The organism is Serratia sp. JSRIV006, assembly GCF_019968685.1.
In the GTDB taxonomy this organism is placed as follows: domain Bacteria; phylum Pseudomonadota; class Gammaproteobacteria; order Enterobacterales; family Enterobacteriaceae; genus Chania; species Chania fonticola_B.
In genome coordinates this window covers 2,145,585-2,160,913 of sequence record NZ_CP074137.1, presented here as the reverse complement: position 1 = coordinate 2,160,913, position 15,329 = coordinate 2,145,585, and the positions used below count along the sequence as shown (strand labels likewise).

General features: G+C 54.5%; 10 protein-coding genes. 3 read left to right on the top strand and 7 right to left on the bottom strand.

Annotated elements, in window-relative coordinates:
- Window positions 1–183: 183 nt before the first annotated feature.
- The 3 genes from asnS (at window position 184) to KGP16_RS09930 (ending at window position 4,416) form a co-directional block, all read left to right on the top strand.
- Entirely contained in the window at window positions 184–1,584 is a 1,401-nt protein-coding gene (gene asnS, locus KGP16_RS09940) for an asparagine--tRNA ligase (protein WP_021804897.1), read from the top strand.
- A gap of 303 nt (window positions 1,585–1,887) precedes the next feature.
- Window positions 1,888–2,979, top strand: coding sequence for a porin OmpC (ompC, locus tag KGP16_RS09935; RefSeq protein WP_305801186.1), 1,092 nt, complete (start codon window positions 1,888–1,890; stop codon window positions 2,977–2,979).
- A 246-nt stretch (window positions 2,980–3,225) separates the two neighbouring features.
- Complete coding sequence (locus tag KGP16_RS09930; protein ID WP_021804899.1) at window positions 3,226–4,416, top strand: amino acid aminotransferase; 1,191 nt, start codon at window positions 3,226–3,228, stop codon at window positions 4,414–4,416.
- A gap of 62 nt (window positions 4,417–4,478) precedes the next feature.
- Here the strand turns inward: KGP16_RS09930 and KGP16_RS09925 are convergent, their stop codons facing one another.
- From KGP16_RS09925 to cmoM, 7 genes are all read right to left on the bottom strand, one after another.
- A complete protein-coding gene (locus tag KGP16_RS09925) occupies window positions 4,479–5,126 on the bottom strand; it encodes an MBL fold metallo-hydrolase (protein ID WP_021804900.1) in 648 nt (215 codons plus the stop codon).
- 68 nt (window positions 5,127–5,194) lie between these two features.
- Window positions 5,195–5,743: a YcbK family protein gene (locus KGP16_RS09920; protein WP_021804901.1), complete on the bottom strand. Its 549-nt coding sequence runs from the start codon at window positions 5,741–5,743 to the stop codon at window positions 5,195–5,197.
- Window positions 5,744–5,923: 180 nt separating this feature from the next.
- Window positions 5,924–7,774 (bottom strand): L,D-transpeptidase, encoded by a 1,851-nt coding sequence (gene ldtD / locus KGP16_RS09915; RefSeq protein WP_115159646.1) that lies wholly within the window; start codon window positions 7,772–7,774, stop codon window positions 5,924–5,926.
- A 219-nt stretch (window positions 7,775–7,993) separates the two neighbouring features.
- A complete protein-coding gene (gene mukB, locus KGP16_RS09910; protein WP_021804904.1) occupies window positions 7,994–12,433 on the bottom strand; it encodes a chromosome partition protein MukB in 4,440 nt (1,479 codons plus the stop codon).
- A complete protein-coding gene (gene mukE / locus KGP16_RS09905) occupies window positions 12,430–13,158 on the bottom strand; it encodes a chromosome partition protein MukE (RefSeq protein WP_223501256.1) in 729 nt (242 codons plus the stop codon). Before mukE ends, mukB begins: the two co-directional genes overlap by 4 nt.
- Window positions 13,139–14,461, bottom strand: coding sequence for a chromosome partition protein MukF (gene mukF / locus KGP16_RS09900; RefSeq protein ID WP_021804906.1), 1,323 nt, complete (start codon window positions 14,459–14,461; stop codon window positions 13,139–13,141). Before mukF ends, mukE begins: the two co-directional genes overlap by 20 nt.
- Window positions 14,458–15,243, bottom strand: coding sequence for a tRNA uridine 5-oxyacetic acid(34) methyltransferase CmoM (cmoM, locus tag KGP16_RS09895; protein WP_021804907.1), 786 nt, complete (start codon window positions 15,241–15,243; stop codon window positions 14,458–14,460). The genes mukF and cmoM overlap by 4 nt, the downstream gene beginning before the upstream one ends.
- Window positions 15,244–15,329 lie beyond the last annotated feature (86 nt).

The window sequence follows — 15,329 nt, the reverse complement described above, 5'->3', positions numbered from 1 at the left end:
CATTTCTCACCGGCGTTCCCCCTCTTCCTTTATATACCTCCTGTTTTTTTATCCCACTGCAATAAATGTTGTCTCATTCTGATGATTTCTGCTTGTGCTCTGCAACGCGGCAAGTAACATAGCAACATCCCCAAATTCTTGGGTTGTTAGCCTATTTCTGAAAAACTTATAAGAGAGAAATCTATGAGCGTAGTGCCTGTAGTCGACGTACTGCAAGGTCGTGCTGCGGTTGACAGTGAAGTCACCGTGCGCGGTTGGGTACGTACCCGGAGAGATTCTAAAGCTGGTATCTCCTTCCTCGCCGTTTATGACGGCTCCTGCTTTAATCCGTTACAGGCCGTCGTTAATGATTCTCTGCCGAATTATCAGGACGAAGTGTTACGCCTGACCACCGGCTGTTCCATTGAAGTGACCGGTACCGTGGTACCTTCGCCGGGTGAAGGCCAGAGCTTCGAACTGCAGGCCACAGCCATCAAGGTGGTGGGTTGGGTTGACGATCCTGACACCTATCCAATGGCGGCCAAACGCCACAGCATCGAATACCTGCGCGAAGTTGCCCACCTGCGCCCACGCACCAACCTGATTGGCGCGGTTGCCCGCGTTCGCCACACCTTGGCACAGGCAATCCACCGCTACTTCCACGAGAACGGTTATTTCTGGGTTTCCACCCCACTGATCACCGCCTCTGATACCGAAGGTGCCGGTGAAATGTTCCGCGTCTCCACGCTGGATATGGAAAACCTGCCACGCACTGATAAAGGTGCCGTCGATTTCAGCCAGGACTTCTTCGGTAAAGAAGCCTTCCTGACCGTATCCGGCCAGTTGAACGGCGAAACCTACGCCTGTGCGCTGTCAAAAATTTATACCTTTGGCCCCACCTTCCGTGCCGAGAACTCGAACACCAGCCGTCACCTGGCTGAATTCTGGATGATCGAACCGGAAGTTGCCTTTGCTACCCTGGACGACGTTGCCGGGCTGGCCGAAAGCATGCTGAAATATGTCTTCCAGGCGGTGCTGGATGAACGTGCCGACGATCTGCAATTCTTTGCTGAGCGGGTAGATAAAGACGCCATCGACCGTCTGAAGCGCTTTGTCTCTTCCGATTTCGCCCAGGTGGACTACACCGAGGCGGTCGAGATCCTGCTCGCTTCCGGCCAGACCTTCGAGAACCCGGTTTCCTGGGGTATCGACCTGTCGTCTGAACACGAACGCTATCTGGCCGAGCAACACTTCAAGGCTCCGGTAGTGGTGAAAAACTACCCGAAAGATATCAAAGCCTTCTACATGCGCATGAACGAAGATGGCAAAACCGTTGCGGCGATGGATGTGCTAGCACCGGGCATTGGTGAAATCATCGGTGGTTCTCAGCGTGAAGAACGTCTGGATGTGCTGGATCAGCGTCTGGCAGAGATGGGCCTCAATAAAGAAGATTATTGGTGGTATCGTGACCTGCGCCGCTATGGCACCGTGCCACATTCTGGTTTTGGCTTAGGTTTTGAGCGTTTAATCGCCTATGTGACCGGGGTGCAGAACGTCCGTGACGTGATCCCGTTCCCAAGAACGCCACGTAACGCCAGCTTCTAAGTCATAAAACCCAGCATAATTTAAACATTTTCTTTACATAATAAAGGCCAGCTTAGCTGGCCTTTCGCATTTTTGATTATTGACCTGCATCACAAAGTTCCCCAAAATACACAAATTGTTACACATCGTTTCTTCCTGAAACCTGATTACGACATTGGTAGCATTTTCGTTCTAGATAAACCTGCCCGTGAATGGAACACTGCGTGCAGACACAGGACGACACCAATCTATCAACAATAGTTCCAAAAGAATTATTGGCGGCAGTGGCAAGGTGTCCGAATAAAACCAATGAGGGTAATAATGATGATGAAGCGCAACATTCTTGCAGTAGTGATCCCAGCTCTGTTAGCAGCTGGTGCAGCCAACGCAGCTGAAATCTACAACAAAGACGGCAACAAACTGGATCTGTACGGTAAAGTTGACGGCCTGCACTACTTCTCTAAAGACAAAAGCGAAGATGGCGACAAGTCATACGTGCGCTTTGGCTTCAAAGGTGAAACCCAGATTACTGACCAACTGACCGGTTACGGCCAGTGGGAATACAACGTGCAAGCTAACCACGCTGAGTCACAAGGTACCGAAGGTACTAAGACTCGTCTGGGCTTCGCAGGTCTGAAATTTGCTGAATTCGGTTCATTCGATTACGGCCGTAACTACGGCGTAGTGTATGACGTTGAAGGCTGGACAGATATGCTGCCAGAGTTCGGTGGCGATACTTACACCACTACCGACAACTTCATGACAGGTCGTACCAACGGTGTTGCTACTTACCGTAACAACAACTTCTTCGGTATGGTTGATGGTTGGAACTTCGCTCTGCAGTATCAAGGCAAGAACGAAAACGACAAGCGTGAGCTGAAGAAACAAAACGGTGACGGTGTTGGTGTTTCTACCACCTACGCAATTTTGGATACCGGTGTCAGCTTAGGTGCAGCATACTCTTCATCTAACCGTACCATTGACCAGAAAGATAACAGCACTGCTGGCGGTAACGTAGCTGATGCATGGACCGTTGGTGCTAAATACGATGCCAACAACGTCTACCTGGCAACCATGTATGCGGAAACCCGCAACATGACTCCATACGGTAGCGCGTCTAACACCATCGCTAACAAAACTCAGAACTTTGAAGTGGTAGCACAGTACCAGTTCGATTTCGGCCTGCGTCCATCTATCGCTTACCTGCAGTCTAAAGGTAAGAACCTGGCTGGCCCTAACGGCACTGACAACGATCTGGTTAAATACATTGATGTAGGTACTACTTACTACTTCAACAAAAACATGTCTACCTACGTTGATTACAAAATCAACCTGCTGGACGAAAACGACTTCACTCGTGCTAACGGCATCGCTACTGACAACATCGTAGCTACCGGTCTGGTTTACCAGTTCTAAGTTGTTGCACTTGATGACGGTTCGCCGTCAGCTAAGTTAAAAAACAGGGCTTCGGCCCTGTTTTTGTTTTTAGCGCTTCCGCCAATTTTTTATTCTGCCAATCCGCCCTTCCCCGTCATTTTTTGTGCTGAATCTGCCGCCGTCACAAGATCGAGGTGTTTTTCTCGCAAACGGTTGGCAAAGGCGATAACTGGCGCTACCCTGATGTTTCTGTCTGCTTAACTCTAGGCCATGGAAGCATCTGACATGTTTGAAAAAATCACCGCTGCACCTGCCGACCCGATTCTAGGTCTGACCGACATTTTCCGCGCCGACAAGCGTGAGAATAAAATCAACCTGGGGATTGGCGTCTATAAAGACGAAACCGGCAAAACGCCGGTGCTGACCAGCGTTAAAAAAGCTGAACAGTATCTGCTGGAAAATGAGACCACCAAAAACTACCTGGGTATTGAAGGTATTCCTGAATTTGCCAGCTGCACGCAAGAACTGTTGTTCGGCAAGCAGAGCCCAATCATTGCCGACAAGCGTGCCCGTACCGCGCAAACCCCTGGTGGTACCGGTGCCCTGCGTGTCGCGGCCGACTTTATTGCCAACCAGACCAGCGCCAAGCGTATCTGGGTCAGCAACCCAAGCTGGCCAAACCATAAAAACGTCTTTGGTGCCGTTGGCCTGGAAGTGTTGGAATACAATTATTACGACGCCGCCAACCATGCGTTGGACTTCGACGGCCTGCTCACTAGCCTGAACCAGGCTCAGGCTGGCGACGTGGTGCTATTCCACGGCTGCTGCCATAACCCTACCGGTATCGATCCAACCGAAGCACAATGGGCTCAGTTGGCTGAACTGTCCGTAGCCAAGGGCTGGTTGCCGCTGTTCGACTTCGCTTACCAAGGCTTCGCCAAGGGCCTGGAAGAAGATGCGCAGGGTCTGCGTATCTTTGCTGCCAAACATCAGGAACTGATCGTTGCCAGCTCCTACTCGAAGAACTTTGGCCTGTATAACGAGCGTGTCGGTGCCTGCACCGTGGTAGCTGCCGATGCAGAAACCGCCGAGCGTGCCTTCAGCCAGGTGAAAGCCGCGATCCGTGCCAACTACTCGAACCCGCCGTCACACGGTGCGGCCGTAGTTGCCACCATCTTGGGTAACCCAGCGCTGCGCGCCATTTGGGAACAAGAGCTGACCGACATGCGTCAGCGCATTCACCGTATGCGCCAGTTGTTCGTTAATACCCTGCAGGAGAAAGGGGCGCAGCAGGATTTCAGCTTTATCATCAACCAGAACGGCATGTTCTCCTTCAGCGGCCTGACCAAAGAGCAGGTTCTGCGTCTGCGTGATGAATTTGGCGTGTATGCCGTTAACTCCGGCCGCGTTAACGTGGCAGGGATGACGCCGGACAATATGGCGCCGCTGTGCGAAGCCATCGTTGCCGTGCTGTAAGTTGATTTTGCATTGAAAAAGGGGCGCATTTGCGCCCCTTTGTTCTTTTGCGAGAGGTGTCTTTACCAGATAGCCGGTTCTTCGCGCAGGAACGGGTTGGTTTGACGTTCATGGCCAAAGGTAGACATCGGGCCATGTCCTGGAATAAACGCCATATCGTCGCCCTGAGGCAGTAATTTGTTGCGGATTGAAGCGATTAGCGCCTGATGGTCACCGCGCGGGAAATCGCTGCGGCCAACGCCACCGTTGAACAACACGTCACCCACTAATGCCAAACGTGCCTGTTCGTTGATAAAAACGATATGACCAGGTGTATGGCCAGGGCAATGCAGTACGTTCAGCGACATTTCGCCCACCTGCACTTTATCCCCCTCTTCCAGCCATTTGGTCGGCGTTAGAGCGGCGCATTCATCCAGGCCAAACATACGGCTCTGTGCTGGCAAACCTTCAAGCCAGAAGGCATCTTCCTTATCTGGCCCATAGATCGGTACCTGATAATGCTCGGCCATTTCTGCCGCCGCGCCTACGTGATCGAGATGGCCGTGCGTCAGCAAAATCTGGCTGACCTGCACGCCCTTTTCGGCAATGGCAGCCTTCAGTTTTTCCGGATCGCCACCAGGATCGACCAGCGCCGCCTGTTTGGTGACGTCGCACCAGATGAGCGTGCAGTTCTGACTGAACGCCGTAACGGGGATAATATGGTATTTCATAAAGCTCCAACGACAACGGCACCACGCCCAAGGGGCGGGTGCCATTCAGCGATCATGATGCACAATGATTACCAGGTCCGCACCGGGCCGGTATCGATGTGCACAAAGTTACTACGTGGATAATAGCCTACCCCGCCGGCGCGCATTTTTAACGCCGCCTTACGGATATTACTCAGTTGGATCCCTTCGATATGGAAATCCATCGCCTGGCCTTTGGTGTGGTAGCTCTGCTTGGCCACGCCACGGCTGTGCTCACGCATTTCGGTATTGGTCGCCATTGAACGGTAGCCGGAAATCAGCTGTACCGGTTTGCTGGTACCCAGCATTACCTGTAGGCGATAGAGATGATCAAACAGAGCCGGATCGATGCTCTTGACCTTATTGGCCCGATAGTCACGGAAGATATGGTTCAAGCGTGCCAACTCTTCTTTATTGTAACCTTTACCGTTGAAGAACTCGGCCTTGATGGATTCGCCGGTATTAAGATTATTCAACAACAGAATACGTGGGCGAGAGGTAGAAAGACTGGCAAACGCCTGCCCTGGAAGCAGTGCGATACCCACGGCGGCGCTACCTAACGCCAGCCATTTACGGCGATGATGATCAATTTTGTCCATGACTCTTTAAACTCGGCAAGAATGTCAAAATATATGCACAAAACTGCGCACTGCCCGAACCATAACCGCCAGCGTATGCGGAGTCAACCCGCGATACGCTGTGGTTTACCCGTGCTCACAAAAAACAGAGCCTGTTACTGGCCAGACATTCAGACCGTTATTTATCTAGAATTACTGCATTTATTGCATCAATTTTTCGGCCTGAGCCAAAATTTGTGCACCCGATCTCACTGTCGCATCATAATTGTAAATATCTGTACGGAACTGTGGCTTGCCATCATCAGAGACCCAGGCCGTCAGGTAATACAGTTGCACCGGGATGTTCTGGCGGATGTTCACATACGTCGTATTGCCGCCTTTCAGCGTGGAGGAAACACGCGCGTTGTTCCAACCGGCATCCTGTAACAACATATTGGCCAAATCGGAAGCCTTGTTAACGCGCACACAGCCTGAGCTTAACGCCCGGATATCCTTCTGGAACAGGCCGTGGTTCGGGGTATCATGCAGATAGATGGCATCCGAGCTCGGCATGTTGAACTTGAAACGCCCTAACGAGTTGCTGGTCCCCGGCGCCTGCTGGATGCGGTAAGGGAAATTGCGTGGTGAAACCACACTCCAGTCAATCATTGCCGGATCGATCACTTGCGCATCGTTGCTCCAGCCAGAGAATACCCGATAGCCGTGTTTCTGGAAGTAGCTCGCATCATGCATGGCCTTGGGCACGATATCTTCACGGATCAGCTTGGTTGGCACGTTCCACGGCGGGTTGACCACCACGTTATTCAGCGCACTGCTCATCAATGGCGTTTTGCGGCTCGGGCGGCCAACAATCACCCGCGAAGATAACACTTCATTACCATTCAGATAGTAGGTGAGCGAGTAGTTCGGGATGTTGACCATAATGCCAGTATCAACGTGCCCAGGCAGAATGCGCAGGCGCTGGATGTTCAACGCCAGCAGTGAAGCTCGAGTTTGTGGCGAAACGTTCAGCCATTCACGCGTCCGGGCACCGATAACGCCATCAGGCGTCAGCCCTTGCCAGGTTTGGAAGCGTTTGACCCCTTCCACCAGATCTTCGGTGTAACGATTATCCGTTACCGAAACCGGACTGGCAGGTTGTACCTGCGCGGTCGCTTCTGGAGAGGGAGCAAGATCTTTGATCGATGCCGCGCCCGGGCTTACGACAGCCGCTGCGGTAGCACGATCCTTCTCTTCATCCACCGACAGATCGTCATCCGCCGCCGGGGTCGTCGCGCTGGCGTTGGTGACCTGAGGCTCAGGCGAAGCAGATGCTACCGCCGGAGTGGCGATTAGCATTCCGGTACGCGCCAGAATATCGCGCAGTGCGGGAATATCGTCGCTGAGCTGACCTGGACGCAGGCTTGCACCATTGGTCATTTGTGGCCACGGGCGCCCAGCCGCCAGCATTTCGCGCAGCGCCAAATGCATTTTGGCGTACTGAGGATGCTGCGGGGCCAACGAGTTGATATACGCCAGCGTTTTGCCCTGATGTATCGAGAGCTGCCACTGGTTGATCACCGTATTCGCTGGCACCTTCAGCTTGTAAGGAACATTGCTGTACAACCAGTTGTTGCCGTTAGCCCCGATTGAGGAGACAAACTGCAAATAACCCAGCATCGCATCCGACAGCACAATATCACGTGCCATATCGGTGATGAGCGGATCGGTCAGCAGTTTTACCCATTGAGTAAACTGCGGCTGTACGCCAGAAATGGCCAACTCAGCCAGTTGCTGCTGAAATTGCTGTACCGCTTCCCGATCTTGCCACATAGGCTGCATCTGATTGGCAGCGTACAGCGGTGCCAAAGTGGAGAGATAATAAGGCACAACGCTTTTCGGCAATGCCGCCAGCAGTTCGGCACGACTTTGTGCCACGGACATTCCCGATGACGATGACGCCACCGGTAACGCCGGAACGGTTGCCCATGCGGAAAACGACACGGCAAAACCACACGCTATTGCGCAACTCAATGCCAGACGTCGTACTGAGTTTCCATTTTTAAGCAACATCCCTTGCCCCCTGTAGGCTCACAAAAATACCGCACGGACTATTATTAGTTTCAGTATACAAACAGAACGGCGCTTTTGCTCTCAGCGCCGTAAATAACCGTTTCATTCCAGCTTACCACCGGCAAAAAAACACGCCTATCATCCTCGTCATACAAAAAAATAGCCACCTTCAGGCGGCTATTTTCAGATTTATAGTGCACTTTTTTAGCTTTGTGGCGTTTATTCCGACACCGAATCTAAAGCTGGTTGTTCACTGGCGAACCCACGCAGGCCAACCACGTGCACATGCTCATGGTTCTGGAACACCTTACGCACCAGTTTATAGGTGGTCCCTTTTTCCGGGCTGATGTTTTCTGGTGCAGCGATAATCAACTGCATCTCCAGACGATCGCACAGCTCAAACAGCGTGGCGATGGATTTGGCATCCAGACGCGCGGCTTCATCAAGGAACAGCAGGCGGCAAGGCGAAATATCTTTACCCCGCAGGCGGCGTGATTCCTCTTCCCAGCTCTGCACCACCATGACCAGAATTGACATACCGGTACCGATCGCTTCCCCGGTAGACAACGCGCCACTTTCCGCACGCAGCCAGCCGTCGGAGCCACGGAACACTTCCACTTCCAGCTCCAGATAGTTACGGTAATCCAGCAGCTCTTCACCGATGGTTTGTGGCGTGCGCTGGCCCATATCGATCTGCGGGTTCAGGCGCTGATACAGCTTGGCCAACGCTTCCGAGAAGGTCAGACGGTTGCTGTTAAACAGATCCTGATGCTGTTCCTGCTGCTCGGAGAGCACATCCAGCAAGGTGGCATGCGCTTCCCGTACGTTGACGTTCAGCCGCACGCTCTTCACCTGACCGAAGGAAACCGCTTGCAGCCCCTGGTTAAGCATCCGGATACGGTTCTGCTCGCGCTGAATGGTCTTGCGGATAATGTTCGCCACGCTCTTCGAACTGATCGCCAGTTTCTGTTCGCGGGCGGTCAGCTCTTCGGTCAGACGGCCCAGTTCGATCTCCATCTGTTCGATAGCTTCGACCGGATCGTCGGTGCGGATAATATCCTGACGGATACGCTCGCGCAGATGCTGATAGACCGCGATAAAGAACTGGATCTTGCGCTCTGGCCGTTTCGGATCTTCCGACAGGCGCAGCACGTCACGCAGATGTTCGTTATCCGCCACCGCCAGACGCAGCGCACCCAATGCCTTATCCGACATCGAACGCAGCTCGTCACCGTCCATATAGGCCAGTTCACGACGGTGCAGACGGCGTTCAACCCCGTTGTCTTTCACCAGACGCATCACGGCACACCAGCCCGCCTTGGCGGTCACCACCTGCTCACGCAGTTGGTAATAATCACGCTCCAGCTTGCGCAGTCTCTTTTGCAGGCTGTCCATTTCCGCTTCGCAGAAGGTCAGCTGTTTCTCCAACTGGTTACGGCGGTTACGGTTATTACTCAGCGAGGCATGTAATTCGTCCCGGCGCTGCCGCGCGCGGGCTTCGGCATTGGCATCGGCCTGCACGCCAATGTCTACCAGTTCCTGGCTCAGCTCTTTAAGCATGTCGCGTTTGGCGTCATAAGAGCTTTTCAGCGAGGCCAGTACCTGGCTGTATTGCGTAAACTGGGTCTGATACTGGCGCAGTTGCTCGCGGGCGCGGGTGCGTTCCGCTTCCGCATGTTCCAGGCGTTGACGCAGTTTATCGTTGAGATCGTTATCGGCATTCTGCATGCCAGCAGAATCGGTATAGCTGAAGTGAGCGCGGCGCTGTACCACTTCCGTCAGGGCAAAGGCTTGTTGTTTGGCCTGGCGTTGGGTGGCCTGGGCCTGTGCATAGTCCTGCTGTAGCTGCTCATGCTGCTCCGGATCGCTTTGCAGCACCGATAACATAGGCTCCAGCTTGGCCAAGGAAACGCCGTGCTGTTGGATATAGCGCGCAGCATCCTGCGCCTCTTCCATTTCCTCGCGGATCTCTTCGACACGATCCTGCAAGGTTTCATCATTCAGCAGTGAGACCAGCGGCATCAGGCGGTTGAGTGCGGAAATGCCCTCTTTGGCCTGATCGTATTGCTGACGCTGCTGTTGGTTCTGCGCTTCGTGGTTATTGAGCGCACGCTCAATTTCACCACGGCGGCTGTTCAGAGCACGGATATCCGCTTCAGGATCCGCGTCAAACGCCACGGCGAGGTGCGAACCGATAAAGCGGCTGAACGCCTGGTGAGAACGCTGGGTTTTCTGCACGTCAAATGACAAGGTGGCGTAGCGTTCGGCCAAGGAGTCACGTTCTGCGTACAGCACTTCCAGGCGATTTTCCCGGGCAGCACGGCCAAACAGCGGCACCTCAGGGTAGCGCGAGTAACGCCACTGGCGATCGGCGATTTTCACCACCACCGCTTTTTCTTGCTCTTCGACGGCGAACACGCTGTCGTCAAACGACTGCGGATCCCCTTCGATCAGGTAGAGATCTTCCGGGCAATCCTCCAACCCTTCCAGCATCTCGCGCACCAGCGACAGATCCGGCACCACAATGGCGTGGCGCGACGGGCCGTACAACGCAGAGAAGTACGGGGCATCGTCAATGGTGACATCGTCATAGATTTCAGACAACAGCACACCGCCAAAGCGCTCCGCCAGCGTTACCAGACGCTGATCTTCTGCCCCGCTCGGCTGGCTGAGACGTTCAATCTGCGCTTCGATTTCACGCTTGCGGCTGGCCACTTCATCACGTTCAACCGTGGTTTCGCGTTCGCGCTCCAGCAGTTGCTGCATGTATTCGGTAACCTGCTGACCATCTTCGAAGGCTTCACCGCTCTGCTCGCTGAGCTGGGTCAGTGAATCCTGCGCGGCCAGCCAAATCGGTGCCCTGGCGGTCAGCTCCTTGATGCGCTGCTGGATCTGCTCCAGCTCCTGGCGCATTTCCATCCGACGCTCACCGGCCTCGCTGACGCTTTGGGACAACGATTCCAAACGCTCTTCCAGCTCTTGCTGCAAGGCATCAAGTTCATCCGGCTGATAACTCTGCCCGTGACGTTTGCAGAACTCCTGCAACAGACGTTCGGCATCCTGCTGCGAGCGCAGACGTTGCTCCAACTCGCTCAAACGCATCCGCAACGGCTGCACACGCTCGGCCTGATGCTGCTGCGAAGGCCAGTCACGCAATAGCTCACGCGCGGTTTGCCAGGCTTCACTGCGGCTGACTTCGCCCGCAATTTTACCCACCAGCTGATAGGCCTGCTCGAACTGGCTGTGAGCGGCATCCGCCACGCTTAACTTTTGTTCCAACTGCAACAGGGACTCTGTCGCTTCCTGCTCACGCGCCTGGAAGGTATCCAGCCACTCTTCGGCATTTTCGGCGGTGAGTTCCGGCACCTGACACAGCGCACGGGCGCGCTCAAGAGCCTGAAGTGCCTGCTGATATTGAATGGCACGGGTTTGCTGCACGTCCAACGCCTGCTGGTAATCGGCGAGCTGGCTTTTCAGCTCATCCACCTCCAGCTCTGCGGCTTCGGCACGCGCTTCGTTTTCCGCCTGCTGCTCGCTCGCTTCGGCGACAACCTCATTCTGTTCTTCCAGACGGTAGGTCAGCTCTTCCAGATCGCCTTCATAGCGTTCGATCTTTTCCTGCTGGCGCATTGCGGTCTGCACCAGATTGAGGTGATCGCTGGCGGCCTGATAATCGGTTTCCAGATCGGATTCGGCACCGCTTTGCTCAGCCAGCTCACGCGCCATTTCAACATGGCGGAACTGCTCGGCGGCCAGTTGTTTGCGGCTGCTCAGTAACTCGTTGCGCAATACCAGCGCCCCATCCAGATGGATACGCCGTTCATTGGCATGGCGCATGTAGTCTGCGGCAACGTACGAGGTCGCTTCGGAGATCAGATGCTTGAACAGATCGCGGTCCGACTGGGTGACGCGGATCGCTTCCAGCGTCATGCGGTTCTCGCGCAGAGCGGCTTCCATATCCTGGAACGCTTTACGCACGCCGCCGTTTTCCGGCAGCAGGTAATCACGCAGAGAACGGGTGATGGCACTGGAAATCCCGCCGTACAGCGAGGCTTCGATCAGACGATAGAACTTGCTGCGGTCGGAAGAAGTGCGCAGGCGCTTGGGCAGCACCCCCAGATCAAACATCAGGGCGTGGTAATCGGTGATGGAGTTGAACTGCTTGAACTGCACCCCTTCCATCTCTTCAACACGCTCTTTCAGTTCCTGCAACGAAAGAACCCGAGCCTGACGCTCACCGACGGTCTCGGTCAGCAGTTCGGTCGGTTGCACTGCCGTTGGCAGCCCCTGAATGGTGAAAGGTTTGATATCGACCTTACGATCGCGCCCCGCAACCTGTTGCAGACGAACCCCGACCACCACACGCTGGTGGCGTGAGTTGACTACGTCCAGCGTTGAGTAGCAGACACCGGCACGCAATTTACCGTGCAGGCCTTTGTCGCGTGAACCGCTGGTGGCGCCAGCTTCGGTGGTGTTACGAAAGTGCAGCAGCGTCAGATCCGGGATTAGCGCCGTGACGAAGGCCGCCATGGTGGTGGACTTACCGGCCCCGTTACCGCCCGAAAGCGTGGTGACCAGCTCATCGAGATCAAAGGTTCGGGCAAAGAAACCGTTCCAGTTAACCAGCGTCAGTGAGCGAAATTTACCGCGTTCAATCATTCCTGTTCATCCTCTGCACTGTCCTGGGTAGCTTCTGCCTGCACATCTTCCGCATCAACTTCATCGTTCAGTGACAGGCTGTTTTCTACCGGCATCGCCTCACCGTCGCGGATCATCCGCAACTGGGCTTCGCGCGGATCGTCACCGCTACGCACATCGGCACCGAAGCGGAACACCGCCTCGGTAATGCGGAATTTGCTGTTGTCATTGCCCATGAAATACACCATGCCCAGACGGCGCAGGCGATTGAGCGAGGAGCGCACTTTTTCATGCAGCTTCTGACGGTCAAGATCCGAACCGGTGGAGCGCTGGTTGACGAACTTCAGCAGCTTGCTCTCATCCGCCAGGCTCAGCAGCTCATCGTACAGCTCCTGCTGGCTGAAAATACCTTCATGCGCCAGGCGCTCGGGGCTCAGGTAGAGGTAGCACAGGATCTTGCCGACCATCATGTCCAACTCGGAAAGCACCGAGCGTGGAATGAGCGTGGTCGAGCGCGGGCGCAAATAGAAGAACCCTTCCGGCGCCCGGATCAGCTCGACGCTGTAACGGGTATAAAACTCTTCCAGCTCGTCTTGAAAATCCATGAGGAATGCGTGGTTGTCCAACTCATCGATACCGATGTGACGACCTGCGCGCAATTGGCTGTCCAACGCCGGAAACAGCGTGTTAGACAATGCCTTGGCCAGCTTGACTGGCATTACTTGTTCAATATTTGTCGATGACATGGGCCTGTACCTTGGCTCCGTAATCATTGATTGCCTGCCACTGCGCGGGCAACCCTGAAAAATCAGCTTCAGCCACACCAAGGCGCACTGCCTGGTCGACCACTATGCGGGCAACGTCAAAGTGACGCACACGCGGATATTGCGCCAGATAATCGCGCATCACTGCCCCTAAATCGAGCGGCATCTTTTGTTCCTGATAAATCTTCAGTGCCTGTTCGATCATCGCTGCCAGCTGTTCGCGAATTTCGCTGAACTCTTCATATTCCAGATCTGGCGGCAGTTCCCCGGTGACCTCTTCACTGCGCAACGCCAGCTCTTCGTCACGCATATCGAGCAGACGATCGGCGTTGGCATGGGTCAGCGTCCAAGGATTATCGAAGTAGTTTTGTACCGATTGGCGCAGGCGTTGGGCAAACACGCGGTTTTTATCCATATCGATGGCGGTACGGATAAACTTGTGCACGTGGCGATCATAGCCGATCCACAGGTCAATCGCCTGTTGGCCCCAACTGATGATGCGATCCAGCTTGCTTTGCAAATCAAACACCAGCTTATCGACAAAGCCCAGCTCCATCTCACCCAGCGTGGCATCCTGAATCCTCAGCAGGTTGGCCTGGAGTTTATCACCTGCGGCCTCCAGCGTATCCTGCAGTTCACGCAAGGTACCGGAGGTTTCCGACAGCAGCATCTCACAGCTGGAGATCGCCGCACGCCAATCCTGGTTGAGCAGCGCCGCGATATCGGTTTTCACGCTCTGTTGCTGTTCATCCATCAGGCGCTGGGTCAGATCGATACTGTCGAAGATCTCCGCTACCGAGTATTTCAGCGGAGCAAAGACGTTGCGGTGCCAATGGAAATCATCGCCACCCTCTTCGGCAGCGTCTGCCGCACGCTTCAACTCTTCCGCCACGATCGACAACTGCATGGAAAGGCGCAGGGTCGAAAACTCACGCTGGCGGATATAGTAATCGGTAATACCAATACCCAGCGGCGTCAGGCGATAGATGGCATTGCCGTCCGCCAACTCGCTGGTAAAACGGTTCAACAGGCGCTGGCGCACCATGTCGTTAATCGCATTGTTGGCGCGTATCGCCACCGTTTCATGCGTCTGTTCAAACCCTTTGCTGACATGGCGAAATGCATCAACCAGCTCACCTTCGCTCATCTCGCCGTCCAGCCGCTCACCATTTAACGTGGCGATAGCCAGCAAAAACGCAAGACGCTCAGTGGGGAGCGAAATAGAGAAATCATTTTTCCGTGCCCAGGCGACCAGTTCGGGTACTGTCTGGGAAAATTCACTCATAGTTCGTCCTTCAGGTTCGGTTTATGCGCCGAGACGTGAATATAGCGCCCCAAACTCACGTAAGGCTCTTGCCGACAATAAAGCTGTTCAAGCGCCAGTAACTCTTCAAATTTTTGGGTCTGTAGCTGCCTGCTTTGCAGATAATCATGGAAAACCCTCACGCCGGTTTTGCCTGAAATCTGCATGCCCATCTGCTCCAACCAGCCGTAGACCAGCGGTGGGCTGTGTGGATACTGCGGCGACAGCGAGCGCTTGCGACGCCGCCTGACCTCGGGATCCACCAGTTGGAAGTTGCCCAACACCACATTACGCATCAACAAACCGTTGGCATTAAAGAACATCAGTGACAGTGCGCCGCCGGGCACCAGGCAGTCATACAACGCCTGCAAGGCCACCTGCGGTTCGGCGATCCACTCCAAAACCGCATGGAACAATATCAGATCGACCGGTTGTGCCAAATGCTGACCAATCTCTTGCGCCGAACTTTGTATGAATTGCATGTTCTGGCTCACACCTTTCTGCTCGGCCAGCAACGCAGCGCGTTGGATCATCTCACCAGAAAGATCGCACAACAAGACCTGATGTCCTAATTCTGCCAGTTGGCAGGCCATGTGGCCTTCGCCCCCCCCAGCATCCAGAATGCGCAGCGGCCGCTGTGGTAACTGAGCCAGCAGCGTGGTCAGATCCTGCCAGACTACCGCCTGACGGATTTTCCCCTTGGTGGTGCCGTAAATATTACGCGCAAACTTCTCGGCAATATCGTCAAAATTGCGATCCTGCATGGACAACGGCTCCGCTGATTCTATCTTGGCCGACGGCAAAGCGCCTGCCCATTCAAACCTGCTATTTTGGCACAGACTGGCTTAGA

What these genes read in the sequence shown, in the direction of transcription:
- mukB (WP_021804904.1), bottom strand. Translation starts at nt 12,433, where the DNA reads ATGATTGAACGCGGTAAATTTCGCTCACTGACGCTGGTTAACTGGAAC.
- mukF (WP_021804906.1), bottom strand. Translation starts at nt 14,461, where the DNA reads ATGAGTGAATTTTCCCAGACAGTACCCGAACTGGTCGCCTGGGCACGG.
- KGP16_RS09925 (WP_021804900.1), bottom strand. Translation starts at nt 5,126, where the DNA reads ATGAAATACCATATTATCCCCGTTACGGCGTTCAGTCAGAACTGCACG.
- ldtD (WP_115159646.1), bottom strand. Translation starts at nt 7,774, where the DNA reads ATGTTGCTTAAAAATGGAAACTCAGTACGACGTCTGGCATTGAGTTGC.
- mukE (WP_223501256.1), bottom strand. Translation starts at nt 13,158, where the DNA reads ATGTCATCGACAAATATTGAACAAGTAATGCCAGTCAAGCTGGCCAAG.
- cmoM (WP_021804907.1), bottom strand. Translation starts at nt 15,243, where the DNA reads ATGCAGGATCGCAATTTTGACGATATTGCCGAGAAGTTTGCGCGTAAT.
- asnS (WP_021804897.1), top strand. Translation starts at nt 184, where the DNA reads ATGAGCGTAGTGCCTGTAGTCGACGTACTGCAAGGTCGTGCTGCGGTT.
- ompC (WP_305801186.1), top strand. Translation starts at nt 1,888, where the DNA reads ATGATGAAGCGCAACATTCTTGCAGTAGTGATCCCAGCTCTGTTAGCA.
- KGP16_RS09920 (WP_021804901.1), bottom strand. Translation starts at nt 5,743, where the DNA reads ATGGACAAAATTGATCATCATCGCCGTAAATGGCTGGCGTTAGGTAGC.
- KGP16_RS09930 (WP_021804899.1), top strand. Translation starts at nt 3,226, where the DNA reads ATGTTTGAAAAAATCACCGCTGCACCTGCCGACCCGATTCTAGGTCTG.